The sequence below is a fragment of the Streptomyces sp. NPDC055962 genome, assembly GCF_042270185.1.
Classification (GTDB): Bacteria; Actinomycetota; Actinomycetes; order Streptomycetales; family Streptomycetaceae; genus Streptomyces.
Map to the genome: position 1 here is coordinate 288,997 of NZ_JBHJYN010000008.1, position 25,783 is coordinate 314,779.

Below are 25,783 nucleotides of genomic sequence, written 5' to 3' on the forward strand. Positions count from 1 at the left end.
ACGCGGAGTCGCGCGCCCACGCCCGGGTGGTGGAATGCAGACACGGCGAGCTTAAACCTCGCTGCCTCCTCGGGGGCGTGCCGGTTCGAGTCCGGCTCCGGGCACTCGCTCGCCGAGGCGTGGGTGCCGGCGGACCGGCCGTACGGCGCGACGGACCGCCTTCCGTGCGGAGGGCGCGCTACGAAGGCACCCGGTCACCCTGCGTGTGTGATTGCCGGAGGCCGGCCCGGCGCGGGGCCGCGCGGACACACTCTCGCCACTGGTGCCCGGATCCCGGCAGGTCATGCGCACACCGGAGCCGTGCCCCCGGTGCGACTTCTCTCAAAGATCCTCCTCTGGCACTAGGGTGATTGTTTTGCCTACCCATTACTCTTGACGCAAGGCTGCGCACGGTGGCCATGGAGGAGTGAAATGAGGAGCAGCAACCCGGTCTTCTCGCGACGGGGGTTCAGCCGCGACAACGGCTACGCGGGCTTCAACGCGGCGCCGCAGGCCGGGGCCCCCGCAGCGGGTGCCAACCCGTACGCGCAGGGCACCGCCGCCAACCCGTACGCCACGAACCCCTACGCCCAGCAGGACACCCAGTACGGCGCCCCGCAGGCGCCGGCGCGCTCCGGCGCGATGACGATCGACGACGTCGTCACGCGTACGGCCATGACGCTGGGCACCGTGGTGCTCACCGCCGCGCTCTCCTGGGCCCTGCTCCCCGTCGACGAGGCCAACCTCGGCAAGTCGTACGGCATCGCCATCGGCGCGGCCCTGGTGGCGTTCGTCCTTGCGATGGTCCAGTCCTTCAAGCGCAAGGCCTCGCCCGCGCTGATCCTGGCCTACGCGGCCTTCGAGGGTGTCTTCCTCGGGGTGATCTCCAGCGCGGTCAGCACCTACATCAGCCCCGGCACGGTGATGCAGGCGGTGATGGGCACCATGTGTGTCTTCGCCGGTGTCCTCATCGCGTACAAGATGCGCTGGATCCGCGTCACCCGCCGTTTCTACGGCTTCGTGATGGCCGCGGCCATGGGCTTCGTGCTCCTGATGATGGTCAACCTGCTGTTCAGCGTCTTCGGCGGCGGTGACGGCCTCGGCTTCCGCAGCGGTGGCCTGGGCATCCTCTTCGGAGTCATCGGCATCATCCTCGGTGCGTGCTTCCTCGCCCTGGACTTCAAGCAGGTCGAGGACGGCATCAACTACGGCGCACCGCGTGAGGAGTCCTGGCTGGCGGCCTTCGGCCTCACCCTGACCCTGGTGTGGATCTACCTGGAGATGCTGCGTCTGCTCTCCATCCTCAACGGGGACGACTGACCCCGTAGGCGCGACGACGACGGAACGGCCCGCAGGCACCGCCTGCGGGCCGTTCCGTCGTCCGCGGGGAGTCGCGGGTGCGTCAGCGGAGCTTGCGCGCGGCTCTGCGCAGGTCGTACTCGTGGATGATCGCCTTGGCGTGGCCGTAGGTGAGGTCGTGCTCGCTCCGCAGCCAGCTGACCTTCTCCTCGAAGCGGAAGAGGGAGGGGCCCTCGTCGACGGTGCGGAGCCAGTCGGCGATGTCGCGACCGGTGCAGTGCGGGATCCGGGAGAGCAGGTTGCGATGGGTTTCTTCGGAGAAGACTTGGGACATCGGCGCCTCCGACGCAGTACGCGGTGCTGTTCCTTCCCGACACCGTGCCCGAGCGCCGGCGCGTTGGCAACCATCCTGCGGGGGCGCGTAGGGTCACGGCGTGCTCGATACGACCCCTTTGATCACTGCCGTGGACCGATTCGCCGACCGGCTGCGGAGCGCTCCGCAGAGCCGGCTCCAGCAGGGCGTGGCCGCGGAGGCCCTGGCGACGGCCAGGGAGCTGTCCGCGCGGGCCCAGCGGGCCGAGGCGCCGGGCCGGGAGCCGCGGACGATGCCGGACGCCGGGATATTCGCCGTCGGCGACCAGCTCGCGGTCGCGGGCCGGGACCTGGCCGTGGCACTGGAAACGGCCTCGTCCCAGGAGCTGGACGAGGCCGTGCGGGGTGTCGAGGAGGCGGCGGCGCGAGCCTTCGCGCCCGGCCCGCGCTAGAACGAGGCGATGACGCGGTCGGCGAGGATGTAGACGTTCTCCTTGCCGCACGAGAACGTCAGCGCGTAGGCGCCGGAGACACCGGAACCACCCAGCAGCACCGGCTGCTCACCGGAGCGCAGCGAGGCGGCGAGCCGCTCCGCGGTCTCCCGGTGGCCCGGGGTCATACAGAGCGTGGTGCCGTCGGCGAAGACGTACACGTCGAGCGTCCCCAGAGGCCCGGGGCGCACGTCGGTGAGCTCCGTGGCCATGTCCGCGAGCCGCTCCAGCCTGTTCACGGTGCGCTCGTGATCCGTGACCACCGGTGTCTGCACCGGGACGAAGTCCGGGTGCGACGGGTGACGGCGGCGGGCCGCCGCCAGCTCGGGGGAGTCCTCGGGGAACTCCGCGTACTCGGCGGCCTCGGGCAGGTCGGTGAGCTCCGCCAGCCCCACCAGCTCGTCCATGGCGTCTCCGGCCTCGAGGTCCATGGCCTCCAGGCCCACGAAGTCGCTCTGCCGCGGCATGAAGAACGGGGCGTCGTCGCCGAATCCGCCCAGCAGGGACGGGGCGTCGGCGGCGTCTCGTGCCTCCTGGGCGGCCCAGAAGGCACGGGCCTCGGCGAGTTCGCGCTCGCGCTCCTCGGCGAGGGCGTCGGCGACCGCCGCGCGTATCTCCTCGACGGGGGTGCTGGTGCTCCGGTTCTGCTGCTCGGGCACGGACGCGTGGGCGCGCCGCCCCTCCGCCAGCTCCGTGCGCAGGGCTGTGACCTGCTTGCGCAGCCCGTGAGCAGCGTGCAGAGCGGCGGCGCCGACAGCCGTGGCAGCGGCGGTGGTCAGCAACAGGGCAAACGGCATGGCGCTCACTGACATACTCCCGGTTTCAATCGACACCCCCGACTTCCTACATCAGCTTGTCCTGTACTGGTGCCTGCTGTCAGTGCATTACGTCACGAATTGGACAGGTCTTTGTGCCCGGTGTTTAACCCTGTGGCTGGTGTGACCTGGGGAAACGACTCTCCCCCGGGACGCAGATCACATCCTGGGGGAGATTCGGTCACGATCGGGGCTCGGCCCGATTCGGACCGGCCCCCGCGCGGGAGGGGCCGGGGCCCGAATGCCCGGATCGACGGCCCTCCGGCGCCCGCCGGGGACGACCCCGACCCTCCGCTGCGACTCAGCTCAGCCGCTCCGTGTTCGTGGTCGCGCTGGGCTGCGCCTCCGCTGCGACTCAGCTCAGCCGCTCGATGACCATCGCCATGCCCTGGCCGCCGCCCACGCACATCGTCTCCAGGCCGAACTGCTTGTCGTGGAACTGCAGGCTGTTGATCAGCGTGCCGGTGATGCGCGCGCCGGTCATGCCGAAGGGGTGGCCGACGGCGATCGCGCCACCGTTGACGTTGACCTTGTCCAGCGGCAGGCCGAGGTCACGGTAGGAGGGGATGACCTGGGCGGCGAACGCCTCGTTGATCTCGGCGAGGTCGATGTCGTCGATGGTGAGCCCGGCGCGCTTGAGCGCCTGCTTGCTGGCCTCGACCGGGCCGTAGCCCATGATCTCGGGGGAGAGGCCGGAGACGCCGGTCGACACGATGCGGGCCAGCGGGGTCAGGCCCAGCTCGCGCGCCTTGGTGTCGGACATGATCACGAGCGCGGCGGCGCCGTCGTTGAGCGGGCAGCAGTTGGCCGCGGTGACGAGTCCGTCGGGGCGGAACACGGGCTTGAGCCCCTGCACGCCCTCCAGGGTGACGCCGGCGCGGGGGCCGTCGTCCTTCGAGACGACCGTGCCGTCCGGGGTGGTCACGGGGGTGATCTCGCGCTCCCAGAAGCCGTTCTTGATGGCTTCCTCGGCGAGGTTCTGCGAGCGGACGCCGAACTCGTCCATGTCCTGGCGGGTGACGCCCTTGATCCGGGCCAGGTTCTCCGCGGTCTGCCCCATGGCGATGTACGCGTCCGGGACGAGACCCTCCTCGCGCGGGTCGCTCCAGCTCGTGCCCTCCTGCTCGGCACGGGCGGCGGTGCGGGCCTCGGCCTCGGCGAAGAACGGGTTGCGCGTGTCCGGAAGGCTGTCGGAGTTGCCCTTCGCGAAGCGGGACACCATCTCGACGCCGGCGGAGATGAAGACGTCGCCCTCGCCGGCCTTGATGGCGTGCAGCGCCATCCGGCTGGTCTGGAGGGACGACGAGCAGTAACGGGTGACCGTGCAGCCGGGGAGGTGGTCCATCCCCATCTGCACGGCGATGATGCGGCCCAGGTTGTTGCCCTGCTCGCCGCCGGGGAGGCCGCAGCCGAGCATCAGGTCGTCGATGTCCCTCGGGTCCAGCTCGGGGACCTTGGCCAGCGCGGTCCGGATGATGGTCGCGGTCAGGTCGTCGGCGCGCAGATCCTTGAGGGACCCCTTGAAGGCCCGGCCGATCGGGGAACGGGCAGCAGAGACGATCACGGCTTCGGGCATCACGCGGCTCCATGAGGGCTGGAAGGCAGGAAGGCTGGGCTGCCTTGGAAGTTACCCGGACGTATAGCTGAGGTCACCCGGCAGGCGATGTGATGCGGACCTCTTTTCTAAGCAACCGCTCAGTCGCCCGCAATGTTCCCCACGGGCGGGGGCGCCGCGCTCAGGCCCGCCGCCACGTCGCTCCCGACCCGTGTCCGGGCATCCGCCCGCCGTCCGTGCCCGCGCCCGTGCCCTCGGCGGCCTCGTCGTGGCGCACCGGCTCCGTGTGGGCGGGCAGACGCCGGCGCCTGCGGTGCTTGAGCAGGGCCCAGGGCGCCCTGGCCCCCGTCACCTCCGTGCCCGCCTCCCGTGCGGCGCGGGAGGCGGCCTTGGCGACCGGCAGCATGCCCTCGCGGCGCGAGCCGTCCAGATGGTCGGATTCCGGCCACAGTCCCAGGACGGCACAGAGGGTCGGCAGCATCGCCATCGCGGCGGTCGCGTACCCCTCGGCCGAGGGGTGGTAGTTGTCGGGGCCGAAGAGCTCCCGGGGGTTCGCCTCGAACTCCGGCCCGAGCAGGTCGCCCAGCGAGACCGTGCGGCCGCCCTGCTCCACCGCGCCGATCGTCTGGGCCGCCGCCAGCTGCCGGCTCACCCGCCGGGCCAGCCAGCGCAGCGGCTGGTAGACCGGCTCGATCGTGCCCAGGTCCGGGCAGGTGCCCACGACCACCTCCGCGCCGGCCGTCCGCAGCCTCCGCACCGCCGTGCCGAGGCAGCGCACCGACTGCGTCGCGGGCATCCGGTGGGTCACGTCGTTCGCACCGATCATGATCGCGCAGACGTCCGGCACCCCCGAGGGGTCCGCCAGCACCAGCGAGACCTGGCGCTCCAGGTCGTCCGACCGGGCCCCCGGCAGGGCCACGTTCCGAAGGTCCACCGGTCGTTCGGCCACGGCCGCGAGCCCGGACGCCAGCAGTGCCCCCGGGGTCTGCCCCGCCCTGCGCACGCCCTGCCCCGCCGCCGTCGAGTCGCCCAGCATGACGAAACGCAACGGGTCGGTGGGTCCGGCGAACGCCACCCCGTACCGCCCGTCCGCACTCGGCGGGACCGGTGCCTTGCCCCCGCCCACGGCCCTCTTCGCCAGCTGCACCTCGGCCAGTACCAGGCCCACCGTCGCCGCACCGATCAGCCCGACGCTGCCGCCCCCGTAGGCCGCACCCGCTGCGATCCGCCGTGCCACCCTCGCTCTCGACACAGTCCGGTCCACCTCCTCCGTGCCGTACAGCCGTACACAGCACTACCTGCCCCGTGGAGGGCGTTGCTCAATCGCTTCGTCCAATCTCCTGCCCGTACGCATACTCTTGGCGGACCATCACGGAGATCCCGGAGTACACGGTGCAATTCCACGATTCGATGATCAGTCTTGTCGGCAACACCCCGCTCGTCAGACTGCGCAATGTGTCGGCAGGCATGCAGGCGACGGTCCTGGCCAAGGTCGAGTACTTCAACCCCGGCGGGTCGGTGAAGGACCGCATCGCGCTGCGCATGATCGAGGCGGCCGAGGCGAGCGGTGAGCTGAAGCCCGGCGGCACGATCGTCGAGCCGACCAGTGGCAACACGGGTGTCGGCCTGGCCATCGTCGCCCAGCAGAAGGGCTACAAGTGCATCTTCGTCTGCCCGGACAAGGTGTCCACGGACAAGATCAACGTCCTGCGCGCGTACGGCGCCGAGGTCGTCGTCTGCCCGACGGCCGTCGACCCCGAGCACCCGGACTCCTACTACAACGTCTCCGACCGCCTGGTCCGTGAGACGCCCGGAGCCTGGAAGCCCGACCAGTACTCCAACCCCAACAACCCGCGCTCGCACTACGAGACGACGGGCCCCGAGCTCTGGGAGCAGACGGAGGGGAGGATCACCCACTTCGTCGCGGGAGTCGGCACAGGCGGCACGATCACCGGCACGGGCCGCTATCTCAAGGAGATCAGCGAGAACCGGGTGCAGGTCGTCGGCGCGGACCCGGAGGGCTCCGTCTACTCCGGCGGTTCCGGGCGCCCCTACCTGGTGGAGGGGGTCGGTGAGGACTTCTGGCCGAGCGCCTACGACCGTACGGTCACGGACGAGATCGTCGCGGTCTCGGACAAGGACTCCTTCCAGATGACCCGTCGCCTCGCCAAGGAGGAGGGGCTGCTCGTCGGCGGCTCCTGCGGCATGGCGGTCGTCGCGGCCCTGGAGGTGGCCAAGCGTCTCGGTCCCGAGGACGTGGTGGTCGTCCTGCTGCCCGACAGCGGCCGCGGCTACATGAGCAAGATCTTCAACGACGAGTGGATGGCCGACTACGGCTTCCTGGAGGACACCGGTCCCTCGGCCAGGGTCGGCGCGGTGCTCGACTTCAAGGACGGCCCGCTCCCCTCGCTCGTGCACATGCACCCCGAGGAGACGGTCGGCGAGGCCATCGACGTCCTCCGCGAGTACGGCGTCTCGCAGATGCCGATCGTGAAGCCGGGCGCGGGACACCCGGACGTGATGGCCGCCGAGGTCATCGGCTCCGTCGTGGAGCGCCAGCTCCTGGACGCGCTGTTCACCCAGCGGGCGACGCTGTCGGACCCGCTGGAGAAGCACATGTCGGCCCCGCTGCCGCAGGTCGGTTCCGGGGAACCGGTCGAGGACCTGATGGCCGTGCTCGGTGGGGCGGACGGTGCGGATGCGGCGATCGTCCTCGTCGAGGGCAAGCCCACAGGGGTCGTGAGCAGGCAGGACCTGCTGGCCTTCCTCGCGAAGGACGCCGCGCCCAAGCCGTAGCGGGCAGGTTTCCGGGGTTCGCGAAATCGGTACGAGCGCGACACGTCCGCGCAGCACCGGCTTAACACGGCTCCTGCACAGTAAGGGGTGTCGGCAGGGAAACCCGCCGGCCCACCTACGGCGACACGGACTACGGAGCGGCTCCCGGACCTCCACCGTCGCCAGGACGCGGCACCCGGCCCTGACCCGGGACCGCGTCCCTCGCGGGGACCGCCGTCGTCCCGCCCCCCGGCAACGGGGGTGCGGCGGTCCCCGCGACTATCCACGCGCGTGGACCCCGCGCGGAGCCCGAGGCCTCAGACGTCCCACTCGGAAGCGGTCCGCCGCTTCTCCCTGGTCCACGGCCACGCGCGGGCGGCATGGACGGCGTTCACGCCGAAGATCCCCAGCCAGGCCACGATCAGCCCCTTGATCCCCGCGTTGGCGACGCCGATCGCGGAGAGCGGCACGGCCAGGACCAGCGAGACGACCCCGAGGCCGAACCGCTCGCCGAAGGTCCCGAGCGGCCTGGCGGGATGCGTGACGCTCCGGGCCGCGGCCATCCGCTGCTCGGCGAGCTGCCGCCGTGCCTGCTGGTCGTGCGCGCCGCCGAACCGCTGCTCCACTTTCTCCAGGAACGAGTCGATCAGCACGGACTCGTACTCCGGCCCCAGCTCGCCGCGGGCCTGCAGGGTGGCATCGAGCTCTCGCCTGAGCTCAGGGTCACGGGCTTCCATGCGCCTCACGGTACGGAGCCGGGCCGCCCCGGTCAGTGGGGTTAGCCCCCCTGTTTCGGCGCCGTCCGCACAGGGCGGGGGGTGCCGCGTCGGCGTAGCGTGTGACCCAGCGAGACGGGAGGCGCGCCCATGGCCACCAACACATCGTCCGCACGTGCCATCCCCCGTACCTCAGGGACGCGGGCCCGCCTGGTCAACGAGGCCGAGCTGCGGGCGACGCTCTCCACGTTCCGTGAGCTCTCCGACGAGGACTGGCGGCGCCCCACGGTCTGTGAGGGCTGGACGGTCCGGGACATGCTCTCCCACACCGTCGGCCAGTACGAGGAGCTGCCGCGCCCCTGGGTGGCGGTGCGCCGGATCCGGCAGGCGGCCCGGACCCATCCCCACCTCGGCCGGCTGGACGGGCACAACGAGGTCCAGATCGAGGACCGGCGGGCCGTGCCGGGGCGCGAGCTGATCGGCGCCCTCGCCCACTTCGCCCCCCAGGCGCTCATCGCCCTGCGCCGCGTCCCGGTGCCCGTGCGCCGACGGATCCGCCCGAGTCTGCTCTACCCGGAGGCGAAGGCCCTGCCCGACGACTCGATGGACTACCTGGGCAACGTGCTGATCGCCCGCGACACCTGGATGCACCGGGTGGACCTCGCCGACGCCGTCGGGGCCGAGCCGGTCCTCGACGGGCACGACCGGGAGATCGTGGACCAGGTCGTGCTGGACCTGGCTCTGGCCTGGACGGGCCCCGCCGTGCAGATCGACCTCCGCGGCCCCGCCGGAGGCAGTCACCTGCTGGGCATCGGCGTCCCGGCGGCCACGCTTGCCGCGGAAGCGCTCGACTTCGCCCGGCACGTGTCGGGGCGCCCGCTGCGGGGCCGGCTGGAGGTCGAGGGCGCCCCCGGGGCGCGGGCGGCTCTGAGGGCGGCCCGCGTCGTGTTCTGAGGCCCGGTGCCCACGCATGCTCCGGGCCGCGGGCGTGCACGGCTCAGGGGTACGGGGACGGTGTCACGTCGTCGGCCCGGGGCGGGCGCCACCGGGCGGGCGTCACGTCGCCGGCGTCACGGGGCGTGCGGGTGTCGCGGGGCGGGCGTCACGGGGGCGTGACCTCGGCGAGGAAGGCCTCGGGCGTGACGGCGTACCCCTGGGAGTTGATGACGGGGACGGGGGTGCGGTCGATCAGGACCGTGGGGGTCGACCGGACACCGCTCGTCTCGAAGGCCGCCGAGACCTGTGCCGCCCAGGGCAGATAGGTGCGCTCCATGACCTTCTGCCGGAAGGCGTCGCTGTGCAGCGCCTGCACCTCGTCGGCCAGCCGCAACAGGGTCGCCCGGTCGGAGAAGGCGTCCACCTCCTCGCTGGGCTGATCGGCGTACAGCGCCCGCAGGTACTGCATGAACGGCTTCTGGCCCTCGTCCGCCGCGGCTCCCAGTGCGGCCAGCGCTTCGAGGGACCCGCTGCCACCCGCCGAGTCGTCGATGAACGTGGCGAAATGGTGGTCGATCGCGAATCTGCCCTCGTCCGCGGCCCGCTCCATCACCGCCCCGAGGTCCAGCTCCATGCGCTTGCAGTAGGGGCAGCGGAGATCGGCGTAGACGCTCAGCACGTGTGCGGCGTCGGCGTCGCCGTAGCGCACGACGTGGCCGCCGGGCCCTCTCGTATTGGCTGGAATCATGATCCCAGGGTCGGCAGGGCAGGGCCGTCCCGCAATGCGAGCGCCCGGACCCGGGCTGTATATGGACATGCAGAGCGCTTGCTGGCTGAATGGATTCCTCGGCGCCTGAGCGGTGCGACGGAACCCTGGAGGGGACAGCATGAGCGGGAGCAGCCCGGCTGCGCGGTTGCAGCGGCTCTTCGAGGGGCAGCGGCTCACCCCCACCCAGCGGCGGATCGCGCACTCCATGGTGCGGCGGGCCGCCGACGCCCCCTTCCTGTCGAGCGTGGAGCTGGCCGAACTGGCCGGGGTCAGCCAGCCGTCCGTCACCCGCTTCGCCGTGGCGCTCGGGTTCGACGGGTACCCCGCGCTGCGCAAGCACCTGAGGGACGTCACGCCCGACGGTCCGGCCGGCGAGGGGGGCGTGGAGGAGCGCTTCAACGAGTACCAGCAGGCGGTGCTCGCCGAGATCGAGAATCTGCGGCAGCTCTCCGCCCTGCTCGCCGATCCTGCTCCGGTCGAACGGGCGGGGCGGCTGCTCGCCGGATCGAGGCCGCTGCTCGTGCTCGGGCTGCGGGCCGCCTCCTCCCAGGCGCGGGGGTTCGGTTACTTCGCCTCCAAGGTGCACCCGGACGTCCGGGTGCTCGACGAGGGCGGAAGCATGCTCCACGACCGCGTCGACGCCGCCCGGCGGGCGGGTGCGAGCGCGCTGATGTGCTTCGCGCTGCCGCGGCACCCGAGGGAGGTCGTGGACGCGCTGGCGTACGCCCGGGAGCAGGGGCTGACCGTCGTCACCGTGGCCGATTCGGCGTTCGCGCCGGTGGCCGCCCACAGCGACCTGCTGATTCCGGGCGCCGTGGGCACGGGGCTGGCGTTCGACACCGCCTGCGCGCCCATGCTGTTGGGACGGGTACTGCTGGAGGCCATGTGCGACGGGCTGCCCGAGGCCCAGGCGCGGCTGGAGGAGTTCGACGCGAGGGCCGCCTCCCGGGGGCTCTTCGTCGAGTAGCCGACGCTGCGGGGCCGTCCGTCCGGCCGACTTCCGCCGATTCTCAGACGTCGCTCATGTGTGCCCGTTAATCTCCGCGCCCAGAGGGTCCACAGGGAACCGTGGGAGAGGGAGACGGACGTGGGGCGCGGAGCGCAGTCGTTGGCGAGGGTGGCCGTGATCGTTCGGGCCGGGGCCGCGCCGTTGTGGTGGCCCGGGCTGCTGGCTGCGGCCGTCGGGGCGTTCGTCCCGGGGCTCACCGGCCGCCGGATCGGGCTGCTGGCAGGAGCGGCACTCTTCCTGGTGGTCATGGCCGCCGTGGCGTTCACCCGCACGGGCCGCTACGCGGAGCTCGCGAGGGCTGCCTCACGCGCGGGGCGGAGCGACTTCCTCCAGGACCGGGACGTGACCGTACGGACCTGGCGGCGCGCCCACCGCTGGTGGCTGGCCGGAGCGTTCCTGGTGGCGGTCGCGAGCGCGTACCTGCTGCCGGGAGCCGGCGGGATGGCGCTGGCCGGAGCGGGCGCAGGGCTCTGGCTGAAGGCCGCCCGGTTCGGGCGGCGGGAACGGCGGGACGACGTCCTGTACTGGGTGCGTACCGACTGGGTGACGCGCGGACGGCCCGCGGGCAAGCAGGTGGGGGCCTATCGCACGACCGGTCCGGTGGCGGGGGACGCCGCGCCCGGTGGGGCGCGGCGTCGCCGCCGGTGAGGACGCCGGGTCAGACCTCCAGTTCGGCTTCGATCTTCTTCAGCTGGTGACGGGCCATCGCCAGGTTGGCCCGGGCCCCGTCCAGGACCAGGTAGAGGAACAGGCCGTTCCCCCCACGGGCCTTGAGCAGCCGGATCAGGTGGTACTGGGTGCCGAGGGTGATCAGGATGTCCTCGATCTCGTCCTTGATGCCCAGGTGTTCCATGGTCCTGAGCTTCGCCCGGACGACGTCCGTGTTGCCGGCGGCGGCGACGTCGAGGTTGAAGTCCTTGCCACCGCCCAGGGTGCCCAGGGCCATGCCGCTGGTGTAGTCGACGAGAGCGACACCGGTGGCCCCCTCGATCGACGCCATCGCGTCCTTCAGTGCCGTTTCGGTGTTGGCCATAGTGCTCGTTTCCTTTCCCTGGCCGGCCCGTTGGCCGGTCCGGTTTCCGACTGATGCGGGTGTCACGGGGAGTCCGGCGCGGTACCGCGCCGGGGGAGCGCCCTGGACTGCGGCGGGCGCGGGGGCGGCAGCGGGCGGTCCACGCGGTCCTGTGCGGCGTCGACGACCTCACCGATGCGCGCACCGGCGCGGCGGCCTTCCAGGTGGAGCCGGCCGACGTTGATGCGGTCCTCGGCCAGCAGGGTCAGTACGGCGGAGGCCCCCGCCGCGTAGGTGGCGATGTAGCCGTTCTCGCCGCGGATCAGGAGCTCGCGGAAGCCGCCGCGCCCGGTGGCGTCGGTCATCCGGATCGAGACGCCGAGCGCGGCGGCGGTCAGCGCGGCGACGCCCTCGGCCTCGATGCCGGGGGTGTCCTGGGCGACGATCAGGCCGTCGGTGCTGGCGGCCAGTGCGCCGGTCAGGAGCGGGACCCGGGCGCGTAACCGCTGGAGCTCGTCGAGGACATCCTTCACTTCGGCCTCGGGCACCATCAGCTGTCTCCTCCCGGCACGCTGTCTGAGCGCGCGAATCACAGGGCCTCCAATGCGTCTCTGAGCCGGCGCAACAGGGCGACGTCGGGGTCGGTCGTGACCTCGGGCAGTGAGATGCGGCTGGGTCCGGACGGCGCTGCGGACCCGGGTGCGGCAGGGCGGACCGCCTCCACCAGTCCGGCGGCGGCGAGGCGGCGCAGGTCGACCAGGACGTGGAAGGCGGAGCGGCCCAGCTCCTGGGCGATGTCCGTGGCCGTGCGTTCGCCGTTCACCAGGGCCAGGACGCGGCGCTGGCGCGGGGGCACCGGGGCGTCGACCGGGTGGGGCGAGGGGGTGAGCGGGGCGCTGTCGGTCAGCGCGTCCGGCCAGATCCTGTCCAGGAGTTCCCGGCGCCGGAGCGTCTCGCGCTGCACGGCGTGCACGGGCACGGGCCGGACGGGACCGATCCAGTGGGAGACCCCGTAACGGAAGCGGGCCGGGGTGTTCGTGGGGGCCAGGGCGAAGAAGGCGGCGTCGTACAGCGCCCCCAGGTGGCAGAGCTCCAGCGCTCCGCCGGGCACCCGGCCGCTGTCCACGAGGTAGCGCCCGACCCGCTGTCCGGCGCCGGCCTGGGCGACCGCGTCCCACCAGCCCTCGGAGCGCAGGGCCCCGCCCGTGGTGAGCAGGACGTCGATCCCGGGCGTCGCGGGGCTCTCGGCGTGGACGACCTCGCCGTCGGCGAGATACAGGGTTCCCCGGTCGCGCATCAGTGCGCCGGTTGCGCGCTCCGCCGCGAGCCGCTGCAGCATCGGGGAGGGCGAGGCGCGTTCGGGGACGTCGGGACGGTCGGTGACGGTGGGGCTCATGCCAGGACCAGCCGCTGTGCTATCTCGCCGAGCCGCATGCGGGCGAGGGCGAGATTGCCTTCCGCGCGGTCCAGCCAGAGGTGGAGGAAGACGCTGCTGTCGAAGGCGGTCTCGACGAAACGGAGTATGTGGTAGCCGGGTGCCGTGGTGACGATGACGTCCTCGACGGCCGGGGCCGACTGCCCGGAGGGCACGTCCGTCCCTGCGAAGACCGGTTGTTCGGCGGCCATTCTCGCCACCTCCGCCGTCTCGGCGGCCGTGGCCTCGTGGTCGCCGTTGGGCGACTCGCCGATGGTGCCGAGCGCCAGACCACTGGTCCAGTCGACCACGGCGGCACCACGGGCACCGGGCAGCCTCATGACCTCGATCAGGCACTCGTCGATTCCGGGCAACGCGAACTCCCCTCCCGACGTGGTGTACGGATGTAATGGAGAGGCTACGCAACGTGTGCACGGCTGGTGGGAGTTCTGGCATTTTCCACAGGTACATGCGCCGGGCCGTGTAAAGGGCACCAGGTGGGCGGGTGGGCGGCTGTCGGAACGTGTCCGTCGGGCTGTCGCTTCCTTGGCCGAGACTGATCGCTGCTGTCCTGTTCGCGACCCTTCAGGATCTCCGGTCACGTCACGTGAAGCCCGTCCGGGGACTTGCCGTGAAGGACGGGGAACCCCACCTGTTGACTAGGAGTATTCAGGAAGTCAGGATGTGAATAGAAGAATCACATTCGCGAGGAGGCATCGCCATGTCAGGACCCCGCCCCGTACGGGCACCGCGCGGTACGGAACTGAGCGCCCTGGGATGGCAGCAGGAAGCCGCTCTGCGCATGCTGCAGAACAACCTCGACCCCGAGGTCGCCGAACACCCGGACAAGCTCGTCGTCTACGGCGGCACCGGCAAGGCGGCCCGCGACTGGCGGTCCTTCGACGCCATGGTCCGGACGCTGCGGACGCTCAAGCAGGACGAGACGATGCTCGTCCAGTCCGGGCGGCCGGTCGGTGTCATGCAGACCCACGAGTGGGCGCCGCGTGTCCTCATCGCCAACTCCAACCTGGTGGGCGACTGGGCCAACTGGGAGGAGTTCCGCCGGCTGGAGTCCCTCGGACTCACCATGTACGGGCAGATGACCGCCGGTTCCTGGATCTACATCGGGACGCAGGGCATCCTCCAGGGCACGTACGAGACCTTCGCCGCCGTCGCCGCCAAGCGGTTCGGCGGGACGCTCGCCGGGACGATCACGCTGACGGCCGGACTCGGCGGCATGGGCGGGGCCCAGCCGCTGGCCGTCACGATGAACGACGGCGTCGCGATCTGCATCGACGTCGACCCGCGCGCCATCGAGCGCCGCATCGAGCACCGCTTCCTGGACGTACGGGCCGACTCCCTGGAGCACGCGCTCCAGCTGGCCGTCGAGGCCCGCGACGCGCGGCGTCCGCTCTCCATCGGCCTGCTCGGCAACGCGGCGGAGCTGCTGCCCCGGATGCTTGCCGAGGGAGCGCCGGTGGACATCGTCACCGACCAGACCAGCGCGCACGACCCGCTCGCCTACCTGCCCGTCGGCGTCGACTTCGACGACATGGCCTCCTACGCCGCCGAGAAGCCCGCCGACTTCACCCAGCGCGCCCGGGAGTCGATGGCCGCCCACGTCGAGGCCATGGTCGGCTTCATGGACGCGGGGGCCGAGGTCTTCGACTACGGCAACTCGATCAGGGGGGAGGCCCAGCTCGCCGGATACGCCCGGGCGTTCGACTTCCCCGGCTTCGTGCCCGCGTACATCCGGCCGCTCTTCTGCGAGGGCAAGGGCCCCTTCCGGTGGGCGGCCCTGTCGGGCGAGGCGTCGGACATCCACAAGACGGACAAGGCGCTGCTCGACCTCTTCCCGGAGAACGAGTCGCTGCACCGCTGGATCAGGATGGCCGGGGAGCGCGTCCACTTCCAGGGGCTGCCGGCCCGGATCTGCTGGCTCGGCCAGGGCGAGCGCGACAAGGCGGGCGACATGTTCAACGACATGGTCGGCGACGGCACCCTCGCCGCCCCGCTCGCGATCGGCCGCGACCACCTGGACTGCGGTTCGGTGGCCTCCCCGTACCGCGAGACGGAGGCCATGCTCGACGGCTCCGACGCGATCGCCGACTGGCCGCTGCTGAACGCCATGGTGAACGTCGCCTCGGGCGCCTCCTGGGTCTCCATCCACCACGGCGGAGGCGTCGGCATGGGCCGCTCCCTCCACGCCGGCCAGGTCTCGGTCGCCGACGGCACGAAGCTGGCCGGCGAGAAGATCCGCCGCGTTCTCACCAACGACCCCGGCATGGGCGTGATCCGGCACGTGGACGCCGGCTACGACATCGCGGAGACGGTGGCGGACGAGCGCGGCGTGCGCATCCCGATGCGGGAGGAAGGCACCGCGTGAGCGACACCTTCCACGCCATGTGGCGTTCGCTGCTGCCCATCGGCCGCAGCGACGCCTCCGGCGGCTACCGCCGCTACGCCTGGACCGGGGCGGACGCCGAGTGCCGCCTGTGGTTCCGGGCGCAGGCCGAGGCGCGCGGCCTCGTCACCGAGACCGACCGCAATGGCAACCAGTGGGCCTGGCTCGGTGATCCGCTCGCCGGCGACGCCGTGGTCACCGGGTCCCACCTCGACTCCGTACCCGACGGCGGCGCCTTCGACGGCCCGCTCGGCGTGGTGTCCGCCTTCGCCGCCCTGGACGAACTCCGCCGCAGGGGAGCGGTGTTCGCCAAGCCCTTCGCCATCACCAACTTCGGTGACGAGGAGGGTGCGCGCTTCGGCCTCGCCTGCGTCGGCTCCCGGCTCGCGGCAGGGCAGCTGAGCGTCGAGGACGCGCACCGGCTGCGCGACGGGGACGGCGTCTCGCTGCCGCAGGCCATGGAGGCCGCGGGCCAGGACCCCGACACCCTCGGGGCCGACCCCGAACGCCTCGCCCGGATCGGCGCGTTCGTCGAACTCCACGTGGAGCAGGGGCGCGCCCTCGACCTGACCGGAGACCCGGTCGGGGTCGCCTCGGCCATCTGGCCGCACGGCCGCTGGCGGTTCGACTTCCGCGGGGAGGCCAACCACGCGGGCACCACACGGCTCGCCGACCGGCGCGACCCGATGCTCACGTACGCGGAGACCGTGCTCGCGGCACGCCGCGAGGCGGAGCTCGCCGGCGGCCTCGCGACCTTCGGCAAGGTCGCGGTGGAGCCGAACGGGGTCAACGCGATCCCCTCCCTCGTCCGGGGCTGGCTCGACTCGCGGGCCGCCGACCAGGCCACCCTCGACGCCGTCGTCGCCGGTGTCGAGCGGGCCGCGCGGGAGCACGCCGAGCGCGCGGGGATCGATCTCGCCGTCGTACGCGAGTCGTTCACGCCGGTCGTGGAGTTCCAGCACGCGCTGCGCGACGAGATGCGCCGGGTGCTGGAGAAGCGGGAGGCGGGCGGCGCCGGGGGCGGAGGGCGCCCCGTGCCCGTGCTCGGCACGGGAGCGGGACACGACGCGGGTATTTTGTCCGCTTCCGTGCCGACCGCCATGCTGTTCGTACGGAACCCCACCGGGATCTCGCACTCGCCCGCCGAACACGCCTCGGAGGACGACTGCGTGGCCGGGGTGGAAGCACTCGCCGACGTACTGGAAGGTCTCGCGTGCAGCTGACAACGCAACCGACGGGCACACCGGTCACCGCGACGTACTGGACGGCGCACGCCTGGCTCGGCACCCACGTCGAGCCGGGCGTCGTGCTGGACGTGGCCGGAGGGCGCATCGCCGGTGTCCGGACGGGCATCGGCACACCACCGCCCGGGGCCACCGTGCTGGACGGCCTGACCCTCCCGGGGCTGGCCAACACCCACTCGCACGCCTTCCACCGAGCCCTGCGCTCCACCGTCCAGGTGGGCTCCGGCACCTTCTGGACCTGGCGCGAGACGATGTACCGGACGGCCGCCCGGCTCACCCCCGACACCTACTACGACCTGGCCCGCGCCACGTACGCGGAGATGGCGCTGGCCGGGATCACGGCCGTGGGGGAGTTCCACTACCTGCACCACGCGCCCGGCGGCACCCCGTACGACGACCCGAACGCCATGGGCGAGGCGCTCATCGCCGCGGCGGCCGAGGCGGGCATCCGCATCACCCTGCTCGACACCGCCTACCTCGCCGCCGGATTCGGCGAGAAGCCCAGCCGGCACCAGCTGCGCTTCTCCGACACCACCGCCGACGCCTGGGCCGAGCGCGCCTCCCTCCTCAAGGGCGACGACGACCTGGTGGTGATCGGGGCCGCGATCCACTCCGTACGGGCCGTGCCGGCGGGCCAGCTGTCCACCGTCGCCGAGTGGGCCCGGGAGCGGTCCGCCCCGCTGCACGTCCACCTCTCCGAGCAGACCGCCGAGAACGACGCCTGCCTCGCCGCCCACGGCCGCACCCCCGCGCGGCTCCTCGCCGACCACGGGGTCCTCGGGCCGCACACCACCGGCATCCACAACACCCACCTCACCGCCGAGGACATCGAGCTGCTGGGCACCTCCCGGACGGGCACCTGCATGTGCCCCACCACCGAACGCGACCTCGCGGACGGCATCGGCCCCGCCACGGCCCTCCAGCGCGCGGGTTCCCCCCTCTCGCTGGGCAGCGACAGCCACGCCGTGATCGACCTCTTCGAGGAGGCGCGGGCGATGGAGCTCGACGAACGCCTGCGCACGCATGTGCGGGGGCACTGGACGGCGGCCGCGCTGCTGAGGGCCGCCTCGGCCGACGGGCACGCCGCGCTCGGCCGACCGGACGCGGGCACGCTCGAACCGGGCGCGCCCGCCGATCTCACCACCGTGGCCCTGGACTCCGTCAGAACGGCGGGACCGGTGCCCCGACTGGCCGCCGAGACCGCCGTGTTCGCCGCCACCGCCGCCGATGTGCGGCACACCGTGGTGGCGGGGCGGCACATCGTCAAGGACGGCCGGCACACCCGGATCGAGGACGTGCCCGGAGCGCTCGCCTCGGCCGTCGCCGCCCTGCACGGGTGAGCACCCGCACCCCCGGCCCGACCGACCCGACGAAAGCTGTGCGCGGATGACGACGACCGCCCTCACCCACATCGCGAACCTGGTCACCAACGACCCCTCCCTCGGCGACGGCACCCCGCTGGGCCTGATCCGCGACGCGGCAGTCGTCATCGACGGCGACCGCGTCGTCTGGGCCGGCGAGTCCGGCGCGGCACCCGCCGCCGACACCGCCGTCGACGCCGGCGGCCGGGCGGTGATCCCCGGCTTCGTGGACTCCCACTCGCACCTCGTGTTCGGCGGGGACCGCACCGCCGAGTTCAACGCCCGCATGTCCGGCCGGGCCTACTCCGCCGGCGGCATCCGCACGACCGTGGCCGCCACCCGCGCCGCCTCCGACGACGAACTGTCCGCCAACGTCGGGCGCTACGTGGCCGAGGCCCTCCGGCAGGGCACCACCACCTTCGAGACCAAGTCCGGCTACGGCCTGACCGTCGAGGACGAGGCACGGTCCCTGCGCATCGCCGCGCGTCACACCGACGAGGTCACCTTCCTCGGCGCCCACATCGTGTCGCCCGACTTCGCCGACGACCCCGCCGGCTACGTGGACCTCGTCACCGGGCCGATGCTGGAGGCCTGTGCCCCGTACGCCCGCTGGATCGACGTCTTCTGCGAGCGCGGCGCCTTCGACGAGGACCAGGCGCGCGCCGTCCTCACCGCGGGCACGGCCGCGGGCCTGCACCCCCGCGTCCACGCCAACCAACTCGGCCACGGCCCCGGGGTCCGCCTCGCCGTCGAGCTGGGCGCCGCCTCCGCCGACCACTGCACCCACCTCGACGACGCCGACCTCGACGCGCTCGGCCAGGGCGACACCGTCGCCACGCTGCTCCCCGGCGCCGAGTTCTCCACCCGGGCGGCCTGGCCCGACGCCCGCCGCATCCTCGGCGCGGGCGCCACCGTCGCGCTGTCCACGGACTGCAACCCGGGCTCCTCCTTCACCTCGTCCATGCCCTTCTGCATCGCCCTCGCCGTACGGGACATGGGCATGACCCCTGACGAGGCGGTCTGGTCCGCCACCGCCGGCGGAGCCGCCGCACTGCGCCGGACCGACATCGGCCGCATCACCCCCGGCGCCCGCGCCGACCTCGTGATCCTCGACGCGCCGAGCCATGTCCACCTCGCCTACCGGCCGGGAGTCCCGCTGGCCGGAGCGGTGTGGAAGGGCGGCGAGAGGGTCGTGTGACGCCCCGCGCACGGACCGTCCCGCCCGACGGGCGGGGCGCCTCATACGGAAGGACCCGCCCCTGGGGGCGGGTCCTTCCGCAAGGCCGTTCATGTCATGCCGGTCGGGCGGGCGGCTCACTCCTCGACGGTCAGGCCCTTCCTGAGCTTGACCAGGGTCCGGGAGAGCAGCCGCGAGACGTGCATCTGCGAGATGCCGAGCTCCTCGCCGATCTCGGACTGCGTCATGTTGGAGACGAACCGCATGGAGAGGATGGTGCGGTCGCGCAGCGGCAGCGAGGCGATGAGCGGCTTGAGGGACTCGACGTACTCGATGCCCTCGATGCCGTGGTCCTCGTAGCCCAGGCGGTCCGCGAGTGCGGCCTCGTTGCCGTCGCCGCCGTCGTCGGGCTTGGCGTCGAGCGAGCTCGCGGTGTACGCGTTGCTCGCGGCCATGCCCTCGACGACCTCGTCCCTGCTGAGGCCGAGGCGTTCCGCCAGCTCGACGACGGTGGGCGCGCGGTCCAGCTTCTGGGCCAGCTCGTCGCCCGCCTTGGCCAGGTCCAGCCGCAGCTCCTGCAGTCGGCGCGGGACGCGCACGGACCAGCTGGTGTCACGGAAGAAGCGCTTGATCTCGCCGACGATGGTCGGCATCGCGAACGTCGGGAACTCGACGCCGCGGCTGAGCTCGAACCGGTCGATCGCCTTGATCAGGCCGATCGTGCCGACCTGGACGATGTCCTCCATGGGTTCGCTGCGGGAGCGGAACCGCGAGGCGGCGAACTTGACCAGGGCCAGATTGAGTTCGACGAGTGTGTTGCGGACGTACGCGTACTCGTGGGTGCCCTCCTCGAGGGCTTCGAGCCGCGCGAAGAGCGTCTTCGAGAGTGCCCTGGCGTCCAGCGCGCCCACTTCGGCGTACGGCGGGATCTCGGGGAGTCCCTCGAGTCCTTCGAACCCCTCGACCGGAAGGTGGTCGTCGGCGTTCGGGTCGGTGGTGCCGGTGCTGACGCGCGGGCCGGGTACGGCGTTCGCGGCAGCGGAGTCGGAATCGGTCGGTCCCTGAGGACATGCCGACGCCGCGATGTGGGTACGCGGTACGTCGAGCCGGGGTGACATGGTTCTCCTCCATCGTTCTCGGCATATGGCTGCCGATGCCCATACGTCTTCCTGCGGTGAAGCGGCGCCTCCGAAGCCGATCGAGATTGCTCGTGCAGATGTCCCTCCTACCCTTACCCGCTTCCAGCTGTGAGTTACAAGCGCCAAATACGCCTGTATGTCCGGTTTGTGGAGTTCTTCGACTACCGTGTGGCGAGGGAAACGCGTAATGTTTCACGCACGTCGGGGGCAGCCACGATGAAGCCGCGTCCACAGGGGCACGGGTAGTGACGGACGGCGAAGAGGGACGGGCATGGACCGCGGGACGGTCGGCAGCGCGAACCGGGGTCGGCTTGAGGTCGACGTCCGGACCGAGGGCCGCAGTGAAGTCGTGACGCCGGTGGGTGAGCTGGATCACCACACCGCCGACCTGCTGCGGGAGCCTCTGGAGAGCGCGGTCGAGGAAGGGCGGACACGTCTGGTGGTCGACTGCTCACGCCTCGACTTCTGTGACTCCACCGGGCTCAACGTGCTGCTCGGCGCGCGCCTGAAGGCCGAAGCGGCCGGGGGAGGGGTTCACCTGGCCGGAATGCAGCCCGTGGTGGCTCGCGTCTTCGAGATCACGGGGGCGGAGGCGGTCTTCACCGTCCACGCCTCGCTCGAAGACGCTCTGAGCAGCTGACAGCGGCGCCCTCCATGCGTATCCCCGGCCCCGGGAGTCCCGACTATCGCGCGAGTCACGCTCATGGCGTAGGCGAAGTGGGTGTCGTCACCATTCGGCCGGGCAGGAGACATCCCGTCGGGGTCATGAAGCCCGCACACTCTGTACCTGATCAGTATCTGTTCGATGGCAACACACGGTGAATCGGTGAGGTGAAGCGCTGATGAGCACCACCCGGCAGCATCCGCCGGGCGGCCTCGGCCGCGAGCCGGACGGCACGGGCACGCCCCCTGCCGTGCCCGCTGACCGGCAGTGGCGCGCGCTCTCGCTGAGAGACGCCACCGGCATCGTGCCGATGGCACGCGACTTCGCCCGGCAGGCGCTCCACGACTGGGGCTGGCTGCCCGCGTCGAGCGCCGACCGGCGGGCGGCCGCCGAGGACGTCCTGCTGGTCGTCTCCGAGCTCGTCACGAACGCGTGCCTGCACGCAGAGGGCCCTGACGAGCTCCGGATCGGCTGCTCGGCCAAGAGCCTGCGCGTCGAGGTCGCCGACGGCGGCGCGGGGCAGCCCGCGCCCCGCACCCCGCACCGCGCGGGGCGTCCCGGCGGACACGGCATGTTCATCGTGCAGCGGCTCTGCCTCGACTGGGGCGTGACGCGTACACCGGACCAGCCGGGCAAGACCGTATGGGCGGAGCTCGCCGCTCCGGCGTGATCCGCCCCGCCGCTTCCGCGACGGCGCCCTGACGACGCAGGCCCCGCACCGATATCGGTGCGGGGCCTGCGTCGTACGGCGGGTCCGTGTCAGCGGACGTCGCCCATCTGCGCCTTGACCTTGCCGCGGTACATGAAGATCGCGACACCGGCGGCCACCGCGAGCGCGGCCTGGAGCGCGACCACGCCGTTGCCGTTGAGGTCGACGCCCGCGATGGACAGCAGACCCGTGACGCAGTCACCGGCGGTCACGGCCAGGAACCAGACACCCATCATCTGGCTGGCGTACTTCGCCGGAGCCATCTTGGTGGTGACGGAGAGGCCCACCGGGGAGAGGGTCAGCTCCGCGACGGTCTGCACGAAGTAGATCGCGACCAGCCACATCGCCGCGGCCTTGTGGCCGTCGCCGGCGATGGCCAGGGGAGCCAGGAAGAGGAAGAACGACGCGCCGATCAGCACCAGGCCGGAGCTGAACTTCACGATCGTGCTGGGCTCCTTGCCCCGCCGGTTCAGCGCCAGCCAGAAGGCCGCGAAGACCGGGGCCAGGGCCATGATCAGGACCGGGTTGACCGACTGGTACCAGGAGACCGGGAAGGCCCATCCGAGGACGGAGTTCTCCGCCGAGGAGTCGGCGAAGATGGCCATGGTGGAGCCACCCTGGTCATAGATCATCCAGAAGATGGCGGCGGCCACGAAGAACCAGATGTAGCCGGACACCTTGCCCTGCTCGGCCTGGCTCAGCTCCTTGTCCCGCTTGATGCGGGCCAGGACCATCACGGGGATGACCAGACCGGCGATCGTGATCGGGACCAGCAGCCAGTTCAGCGTGTAGACGCCGGTGACGACCGTGCCGATGTAGAAGACGGCGGCGACGCCCAGCCAGATCATCGACTTGCGCAGGGTAGAGGCGCGCTCGTCGGCGGAGAGCGGCTTCGGCACGATGTGGCTGCGCGCGTCCAGGTGGCGGGTGCCCAGCAGGAACTGGCCGACGCCGAGGCCCATGCCGACCGCGGCCAGGGCGAAGCCCAGGTGCCAGTTGACGTTCTCGCCGACCGTGCCGATCACGAGCGGGGCGGCGAAGGAGCCCAGGTTGATGCCGATGTAGAAGATCGTGAAGCCACCGTCACGGCGCGGGTCGTCCGGGCCGTCGTAGAGGTGGCCGACCATCGTGGAGATGTTGGACTTCAGCAGGCCGGAACCGATGGCGACCAGGCCGAGCCCTGCGAAGAAGGTGCCCTCGGAGGGCAGGGCCAGGGTCAGGTGGCCGAGCATGATGACGCCGCCCGCGATGGCGACGGTCTTGCGCGGTCCCCAGACACGGTCGCCGAACCAGCCGCCGGGCATGGCGAGCAGGTACACCAGCGACAGGTAGACCGAGTAGATCGCGGTGGCCGTGGCGGGGTTCATGTGAAGCCCGTTGGGGGCGATCAGGTACAGCGGGAGGAGGGCGCGCATGCCGTAATAGCTGAAGCGCTCCCACATCTCCGTCATGAAGAGAGTGGCCAGGCCGCGGGGGTGGCCGAAGAAGGTCTTCTCCGAGCCGGCGGTGCCGGCGGAGTCCTTCGTCAGGCTGGACGCCATGGTCGATCCTTGCTGGTCGGGACGCGTCGCCTCGTGAGCGGTACGCGCCCGGTGGGGGGTAGCCGGCACCGGGACGGATGTGCCCACCCCCGACGCCTCGAGGGGATTCGGTCCGGCCACCCTCTCCAGGAGGAGTGCGGGGGCGGGACCGTGGGACCGACCGCTCCGGGATCCACGCCCGGCACGCTTCCTCGCGCTCCGGGCCCGGCCCACAGGTCATTCACTGGTCGGGGCCGGTGAGAACCGGCCCGTACACAAAAACGACCTTTGGCGCGAAACGCTGCCCAAAGGTCATCGGTGGTGCAACAGGCGTCGAGCCACCATACGACACGACACACGGCGATATGGAAGGACTTGAGACATGGATCACAGGTTTCGATGGAACCACGGTCCCATATTCAAAGGTGGATGACCGATTCGTGGCCCTGACCCGCAGGGCCTGCGGAGCGCCTCACCTCAGCGGCCTCCTGCGGACTACCATCACTGCATGACCCGTGTACTGCTCGCCGAGGACGACGCATCCATCTCGGAGCCACTGGCCCGCGCCCTGCGTCGTGAGGGTTACGAGGTCGAGGTCCGCGAGGACGGTCCGACCGCGCTCGACGCCGGACTCCAGGGAGGCGTCGACCTGGTCGTGCTCGACCTCGGGCTCCCCGGGATGGACGGGCTCGAGGTCGCCAGGCGGCTGCGGGCGGACGGTCACGCCGTGCCGATCCTGGTGCTGACCGCCCGGGCGGACGAGGTGGACACCGTCGTCGGCCTCGACGCCGGCGCCGACGACTACGTCACCAAGCCCTTCCGCCTCGCCGAGCTCCTCGCCCGCGTCCGCGCCCTGCTGCGCCGCGGTGCCACCGAGCCCGCCCCGCAGCCCGCCACGCACGGCGTCAGGATCGACGTCGAGTCGCACCGGGCCTGGATGGGTGACGAGGAACTCCAGCTCACCGCCAAGGAGTTCGACCTCCTCCGGGTGCTCGTGCGGGACGCCGGCCGGGTCGTCACCCGCGACCAGCTGATGCGCGAGGTCTGGGACACCACCTGGTGGTCCTCCACCAAGACCCTCGACATGCACATCTCCTGGCTCCGCAAGAAGCTCGGCGACGACGCGGCCAATCCGCGCTACATCGCCACCGTCCGGGGCGTCGGCTTCCGGTTCGAGAAGAGCTGACGTACAGAACAGTCATGCGCCGCCGACTGATCAACTCCACGCTCGCCGTGGTGCTCGTCGTGATCGCCGTCTTCGGCGTGTCCCTCGTCATCGTCGAGACCCGGACGATCAGCAACAGTGCCCAGGAGAGCGTCGACTCCGAGGCGTTCCGCCTGATCAGCGTGGTCGAGAGCAGACTGCTCGGAGCCGAACGGATCACCCCCGGCGTCCTCGCCGAGCAGGTGGACCCCAGCCGCTACGCCCGCGTCGAGATCCCCGGGAGGGCGCCGATCGAGGTCGGCGAGCGCTCCACGGACGGCGGTGTCATCCGCTCCACGGAGACGGGGGAGCAGGGCGAGAAGGTCACCGTCGAGGAGTCCCGCTCCGCCGTGACCCGCGAGGTGGGGCGGACCCTGCTGATCATCGGGGCGGTGGCACTGCTCGCGATCATCTCCGCCGTGCTCCTCGCCGTACGCCAGGCCGACCGGCTGACCTCCCCCCTCACCGACCTCGCGGAGACCGCCGAGCGCCTCGGGTCGGGCGACCCGCGCCCGCGGCACAAGCGGTACGGGGTGACGGAGCTCGACCGGGTCGCCGACGTCCTGGACTCCTCCGCCGAACGCATCGCCCGGATGCTGACGGCCGAGCGGCGCCTCGCCGCGGACGCCTCCCACCAGCTCCGTACCCCGCTGACGGCCCTCTCCATGAGGATCGAGGAGATCTCCGTCACCGACGACCCGGACACGGTGAAGGAGGAGGCGAACATCGCGCTCACCCAGGTCGAGCGGCTCACCGACGTGGTGCAGCGGCTGCTGACCAACGCGCGTGACCCGCGGACCGGCTCCGCCGTCGTCTTCGACCTCGACGAGATCGTCAAGCAGCAGATCGAGGAGTGGCGCCCGGCCTACCGCAGTGCCGGCCGTGCCGTCGTCTGCTCGGGCAAGCACGGACTGGAGGCCGTCGGCACCCCCGGCGCCGTCGCCCAGGTCCTCGCCGCGCTGATCGAGAACTCACTGATGCACGGGGGCGGCACCGTCGCCCTGCGGACCCGCGTCACCGGGAACCAGGTCGTCGTCGAGGTCACGGACGAGGGGCCCGGTGTCCCCGCCGACCTCGGGGCGCGGATCTTCGAGCGCACCATCAGCGGCCGCAACTCCACCGGAATCGGTCTCGCCGTGGCCCGGGACCTCGCCGAGGCCGACGGCGGCCGGCTCGAACTGCTCCAGCAGCAGCCGCCGGTCTTCGCGCTCTTCCTCAGCAGGGTCGCGCCGAGCCGCAAGGAATCGGTCCGCCCGGTGCGCTGAGCGGCACGGACGGT

26 protein-coding genes and 1 tRNA gene are annotated in these 25,783 nt (G+C 71.7%); 15 read left to right on the forward strand and 12 right to left on the reverse strand.

All coding sequences use genetic code 11. The annotated features are described in order from the left end of the window. Positions 1-20: 20 nt before the first annotated feature. Positions 21-104: transfer RNA gene (locus ACFC51_RS23745), tRNA-Leu, on the forward strand. A 307-nt stretch (positions 105-411) separates the two neighbouring features. Further along, on the forward strand, positions 412-1,299 hold the full coding sequence (locus tag ACFC51_RS23750) for a Bax inhibitor-1/YccA family protein (RefSeq protein WP_376379548.1): 888 nt from the start codon (positions 412-414) through the stop codon (positions 1,297-1,299). 82 nt (positions 1,300-1,381) lie between these two features. Here the strand turns inward: ACFC51_RS23750 and ACFC51_RS23755 are convergent, their stop codons facing one another. Beyond that, positions 1,382-1,612, reverse strand: a complete 231-nt coding sequence (locus ACFC51_RS23755; RefSeq protein WP_099177272.1) for a DUF4287 domain-containing protein — start codon at positions 1,610-1,612, stop codon at positions 1,382-1,384. A gap of 100 nt (positions 1,613-1,712) precedes the next feature. On the opposite strand from ACFC51_RS23755, the gene ACFC51_RS23760 reads away from it, so the two are divergent. Then, positions 1,713-2,042, forward strand: a complete 330-nt coding sequence (locus ACFC51_RS23760; RefSeq protein ID WP_376379605.1) for a hypothetical protein — start codon at positions 1,713-1,715, stop codon at positions 2,040-2,042. Here ACFC51_RS23760 and ACFC51_RS23765 read toward each other — a convergent pair. The 3 genes from ACFC51_RS23765 to ACFC51_RS23775 form a co-directional block, all read right to left on the reverse strand. Beyond that, entirely contained in the window at positions 2,039-2,878 is an 840-nt protein-coding gene (locus ACFC51_RS23765) for a hypothetical protein (RefSeq protein ID WP_376379607.1), read from the reverse strand. The two genes, ACFC51_RS23760 and ACFC51_RS23765, sit on opposite strands and share 4 nt — an antisense overlap. A gap of 373 nt (positions 2,879-3,251) precedes the next feature. After that, a complete protein-coding gene (locus ACFC51_RS23770) occupies positions 3,252-4,472 on the reverse strand; it encodes an acetyl-CoA C-acetyltransferase (protein ID WP_376379610.1) in 1,221 nt (406 codons plus the stop codon). A 160-nt stretch (positions 4,473-4,632) separates the two neighbouring features. Beyond that, positions 4,633-5,688 (reverse strand): SGNH/GDSL hydrolase family protein, encoded by a 1,056-nt coding sequence (locus ACFC51_RS23775; protein ID WP_376379655.1) that lies wholly within the window; start codon positions 5,686-5,688, stop codon positions 4,633-4,635. 155 nt (positions 5,689-5,843) lie between these two features. Here ACFC51_RS23775 and ACFC51_RS23780 point away from each other — a divergent pair, with 155 nt between their 5' ends. Further along, positions 5,844-7,247, forward strand: a complete 1,404-nt coding sequence (locus tag ACFC51_RS23780) for a cystathionine beta-synthase (protein ID WP_376379613.1) — start codon at positions 5,844-5,846, stop codon at positions 7,245-7,247. 296 nt (positions 7,248-7,543) lie between these two features. Here ACFC51_RS23780 and ACFC51_RS23785 read toward each other — a convergent pair whose 3' ends face one another. Beyond that, positions 7,544-7,963 carry a hypothetical protein gene (locus tag ACFC51_RS23785; protein WP_376379615.1) on the reverse strand — a complete coding sequence of 140 codons (420 nt, stop codon included), beginning with the start codon at positions 7,961-7,963 and terminating at the stop codon, positions 7,544-7,546. 129 nt (positions 7,964-8,092) lie between these two features. On the opposite strand from ACFC51_RS23785, the gene ACFC51_RS23790 reads away from it, so the two are divergent. Beyond that, the gene (locus ACFC51_RS23790; protein WP_376379618.1) at positions 8,093-8,896 is read left to right on the forward strand and encodes a maleylpyruvate isomerase family mycothiol-dependent enzyme; all 804 of its coding nucleotides are present in this window, start codon (positions 8,093-8,095) and stop codon (positions 8,894-8,896) included. Between the two features lie 148 nt (positions 8,897-9,044). Here ACFC51_RS23790 and ACFC51_RS23795 read toward each other — a convergent pair whose 3' ends face one another. Further along, positions 9,045-9,626 carry a DsbA family protein gene (locus tag ACFC51_RS23795; RefSeq protein WP_376379621.1) on the reverse strand — a complete coding sequence of 194 codons (582 nt, stop codon included), beginning with the start codon at positions 9,624-9,626 and terminating at the stop codon, positions 9,045-9,047. A 139-nt stretch (positions 9,627-9,765) separates the two neighbouring features. On the opposite strand from ACFC51_RS23795, the gene ACFC51_RS23800 reads away from it, so the two are divergent. Together ACFC51_RS23800 and ACFC51_RS23805 are read left to right on the forward strand one after the other, a co-directional pair. Beyond that, positions 9,766-10,614 carry a MurR/RpiR family transcriptional regulator gene (locus ACFC51_RS23800; RefSeq protein WP_376379624.1) on the forward strand — a complete coding sequence of 283 codons (849 nt, stop codon included), beginning with the start codon at positions 9,766-9,768 and terminating at the stop codon, positions 10,612-10,614. A 150-nt stretch (positions 10,615-10,764) separates the two neighbouring features. Continuing rightward, complete coding sequence (locus tag ACFC51_RS23805) at positions 10,765-11,304, forward strand: hypothetical protein (RefSeq protein ID WP_376379626.1); 540 nt, start codon at positions 10,765-10,767, stop codon at positions 11,302-11,304. Between the two features lie 10 nt (positions 11,305-11,314). Here ACFC51_RS23805 and ACFC51_RS23810 read toward each other — a convergent pair whose 3' ends face one another. The 4 genes from ACFC51_RS23810 to ACFC51_RS23825 form a co-directional block, all read right to left on the reverse strand. Next, the gene (locus tag ACFC51_RS23810; protein ID WP_376379628.1) at positions 11,315-11,689 is read right to left on the reverse strand and encodes a hypothetical protein; all 375 of its coding nucleotides are present in this window, start codon (positions 11,687-11,689) and stop codon (positions 11,315-11,317) included. Between the two features lie 62 nt (positions 11,690-11,751). Then, entirely contained in the window at positions 11,752-12,219 is a 468-nt protein-coding gene (locus ACFC51_RS23815; RefSeq protein WP_376379630.1) for a roadblock/LC7 domain-containing protein, read from the reverse strand. Positions 12,220-12,257: 38 nt separating this feature from the next. Beyond that, positions 12,258-13,064 carry a winged helix-turn-helix domain-containing protein gene (locus ACFC51_RS23820; protein WP_376379632.1) on the reverse strand — a complete coding sequence of 269 codons (807 nt, stop codon included), beginning with the start codon at positions 13,062-13,064 and terminating at the stop codon, positions 12,258-12,260. After that, on the reverse strand, positions 13,061-13,456 hold the full coding sequence (locus tag ACFC51_RS23825) for a hypothetical protein (protein ID WP_376379634.1): 396 nt from the start codon (positions 13,454-13,456) through the stop codon (positions 13,061-13,063). Before ACFC51_RS23825 ends, ACFC51_RS23820 begins: the two co-directional genes overlap by 4 nt. A 347-nt stretch (positions 13,457-13,803) precedes the next feature. Here ACFC51_RS23825 and hutU point away from each other — a divergent pair, with 347 nt between their 5' ends. The 4 genes from hutU to hutI are packed head-to-tail and all read left to right on the forward strand — an operon-like array spanning position 13,804 to position 19,289. Next, the gene (gene hutU / locus ACFC51_RS23830; RefSeq protein WP_376530670.1) at positions 13,804-15,468 is read left to right on the forward strand and encodes a urocanate hydratase; all 1,665 of its coding nucleotides are present in this window, start codon (positions 13,804-13,806) and stop codon (positions 15,466-15,468) included. 17 nt (positions 15,469-15,485) lie between these two features. After that, on the forward strand, positions 15,486-16,709 hold the full coding sequence (locus tag ACFC51_RS23835) for an allantoate amidohydrolase (protein WP_376379658.1): 1,224 nt from the start codon (positions 15,486-15,488) through the stop codon (positions 16,707-16,709). After that, complete coding sequence (locus tag ACFC51_RS23840) at positions 16,700-18,070, forward strand: formimidoylglutamate deiminase (protein WP_376379640.1); 1,371 nt, start codon at positions 16,700-16,702, stop codon at positions 18,068-18,070. Before ACFC51_RS23835 ends, ACFC51_RS23840 begins: the two co-directional genes overlap by 10 nt. Before the next feature lie 46 nt (positions 18,071-18,116). Further along, positions 18,117-19,289, forward strand: coding sequence for an imidazolonepropionase (gene hutI, locus ACFC51_RS23845; protein WP_376379643.1), 1,173 nt, complete (start codon positions 18,117-18,119; stop codon positions 19,287-19,289). 116 nt (positions 19,290-19,405) lie between these two features. On the opposite strand, the gene ACFC51_RS23850 is transcribed toward hutI, so the two are convergent. Further along, positions 19,406-20,386, reverse strand: coding sequence for an RNA polymerase sigma factor SigF (locus ACFC51_RS23850; protein WP_376530672.1), 981 nt, complete (start codon positions 20,384-20,386; stop codon positions 19,406-19,408). Between the two features lie 292 nt (positions 20,387-20,678). Between ACFC51_RS23850 and ACFC51_RS23855 the strand changes: the two genes are divergently transcribed. Together ACFC51_RS23855 and ACFC51_RS23860 are read left to right on the forward strand one after the other, a co-directional pair. Continuing rightward, positions 20,679-21,047 (forward strand): STAS domain-containing protein, encoded by a 369-nt coding sequence (locus ACFC51_RS23855; protein WP_376379649.1) that lies wholly within the window; start codon positions 20,679-20,681, stop codon positions 21,045-21,047. A gap of 202 nt (positions 21,048-21,249) precedes the next feature. Further along, positions 21,250-21,741 (forward strand): ATP-binding protein, encoded by a 492-nt coding sequence (locus tag ACFC51_RS23860; RefSeq protein WP_376414699.1) that lies wholly within the window; start codon positions 21,250-21,252, stop codon positions 21,739-21,741. 89 nt (positions 21,742-21,830) lie between these two features. Here the strand turns inward: ACFC51_RS23860 and ACFC51_RS23865 are convergent, their stop codons facing one another. After that, positions 21,831-23,321: an oligopeptide:H+ symporter gene (locus ACFC51_RS23865; protein WP_376380648.1), complete on the reverse strand. Its 1,491-nt coding sequence runs from the start codon at positions 23,319-23,321 to the stop codon at positions 21,831-21,833. 487 nt (positions 23,322-23,808) lie between these two features. On the opposite strand from ACFC51_RS23865, the gene ACFC51_RS23870 reads away from it, so the two are divergent. After that, complete coding sequence (locus ACFC51_RS23870; RefSeq protein WP_031098784.1) at positions 23,809-24,486, forward strand: response regulator transcription factor; 678 nt, start codon at positions 23,809-23,811, stop codon at positions 24,484-24,486. A 14-nt stretch (positions 24,487-24,500) separates the two neighbouring features. Further along, positions 24,501-25,769 (forward strand): ATP-binding protein, encoded by a 1,269-nt coding sequence (locus ACFC51_RS23875; protein ID WP_376380651.1) that lies wholly within the window; start codon positions 24,501-24,503, stop codon positions 25,767-25,769. Positions 25,770-25,783: the final 14 nt, after the last annotated feature.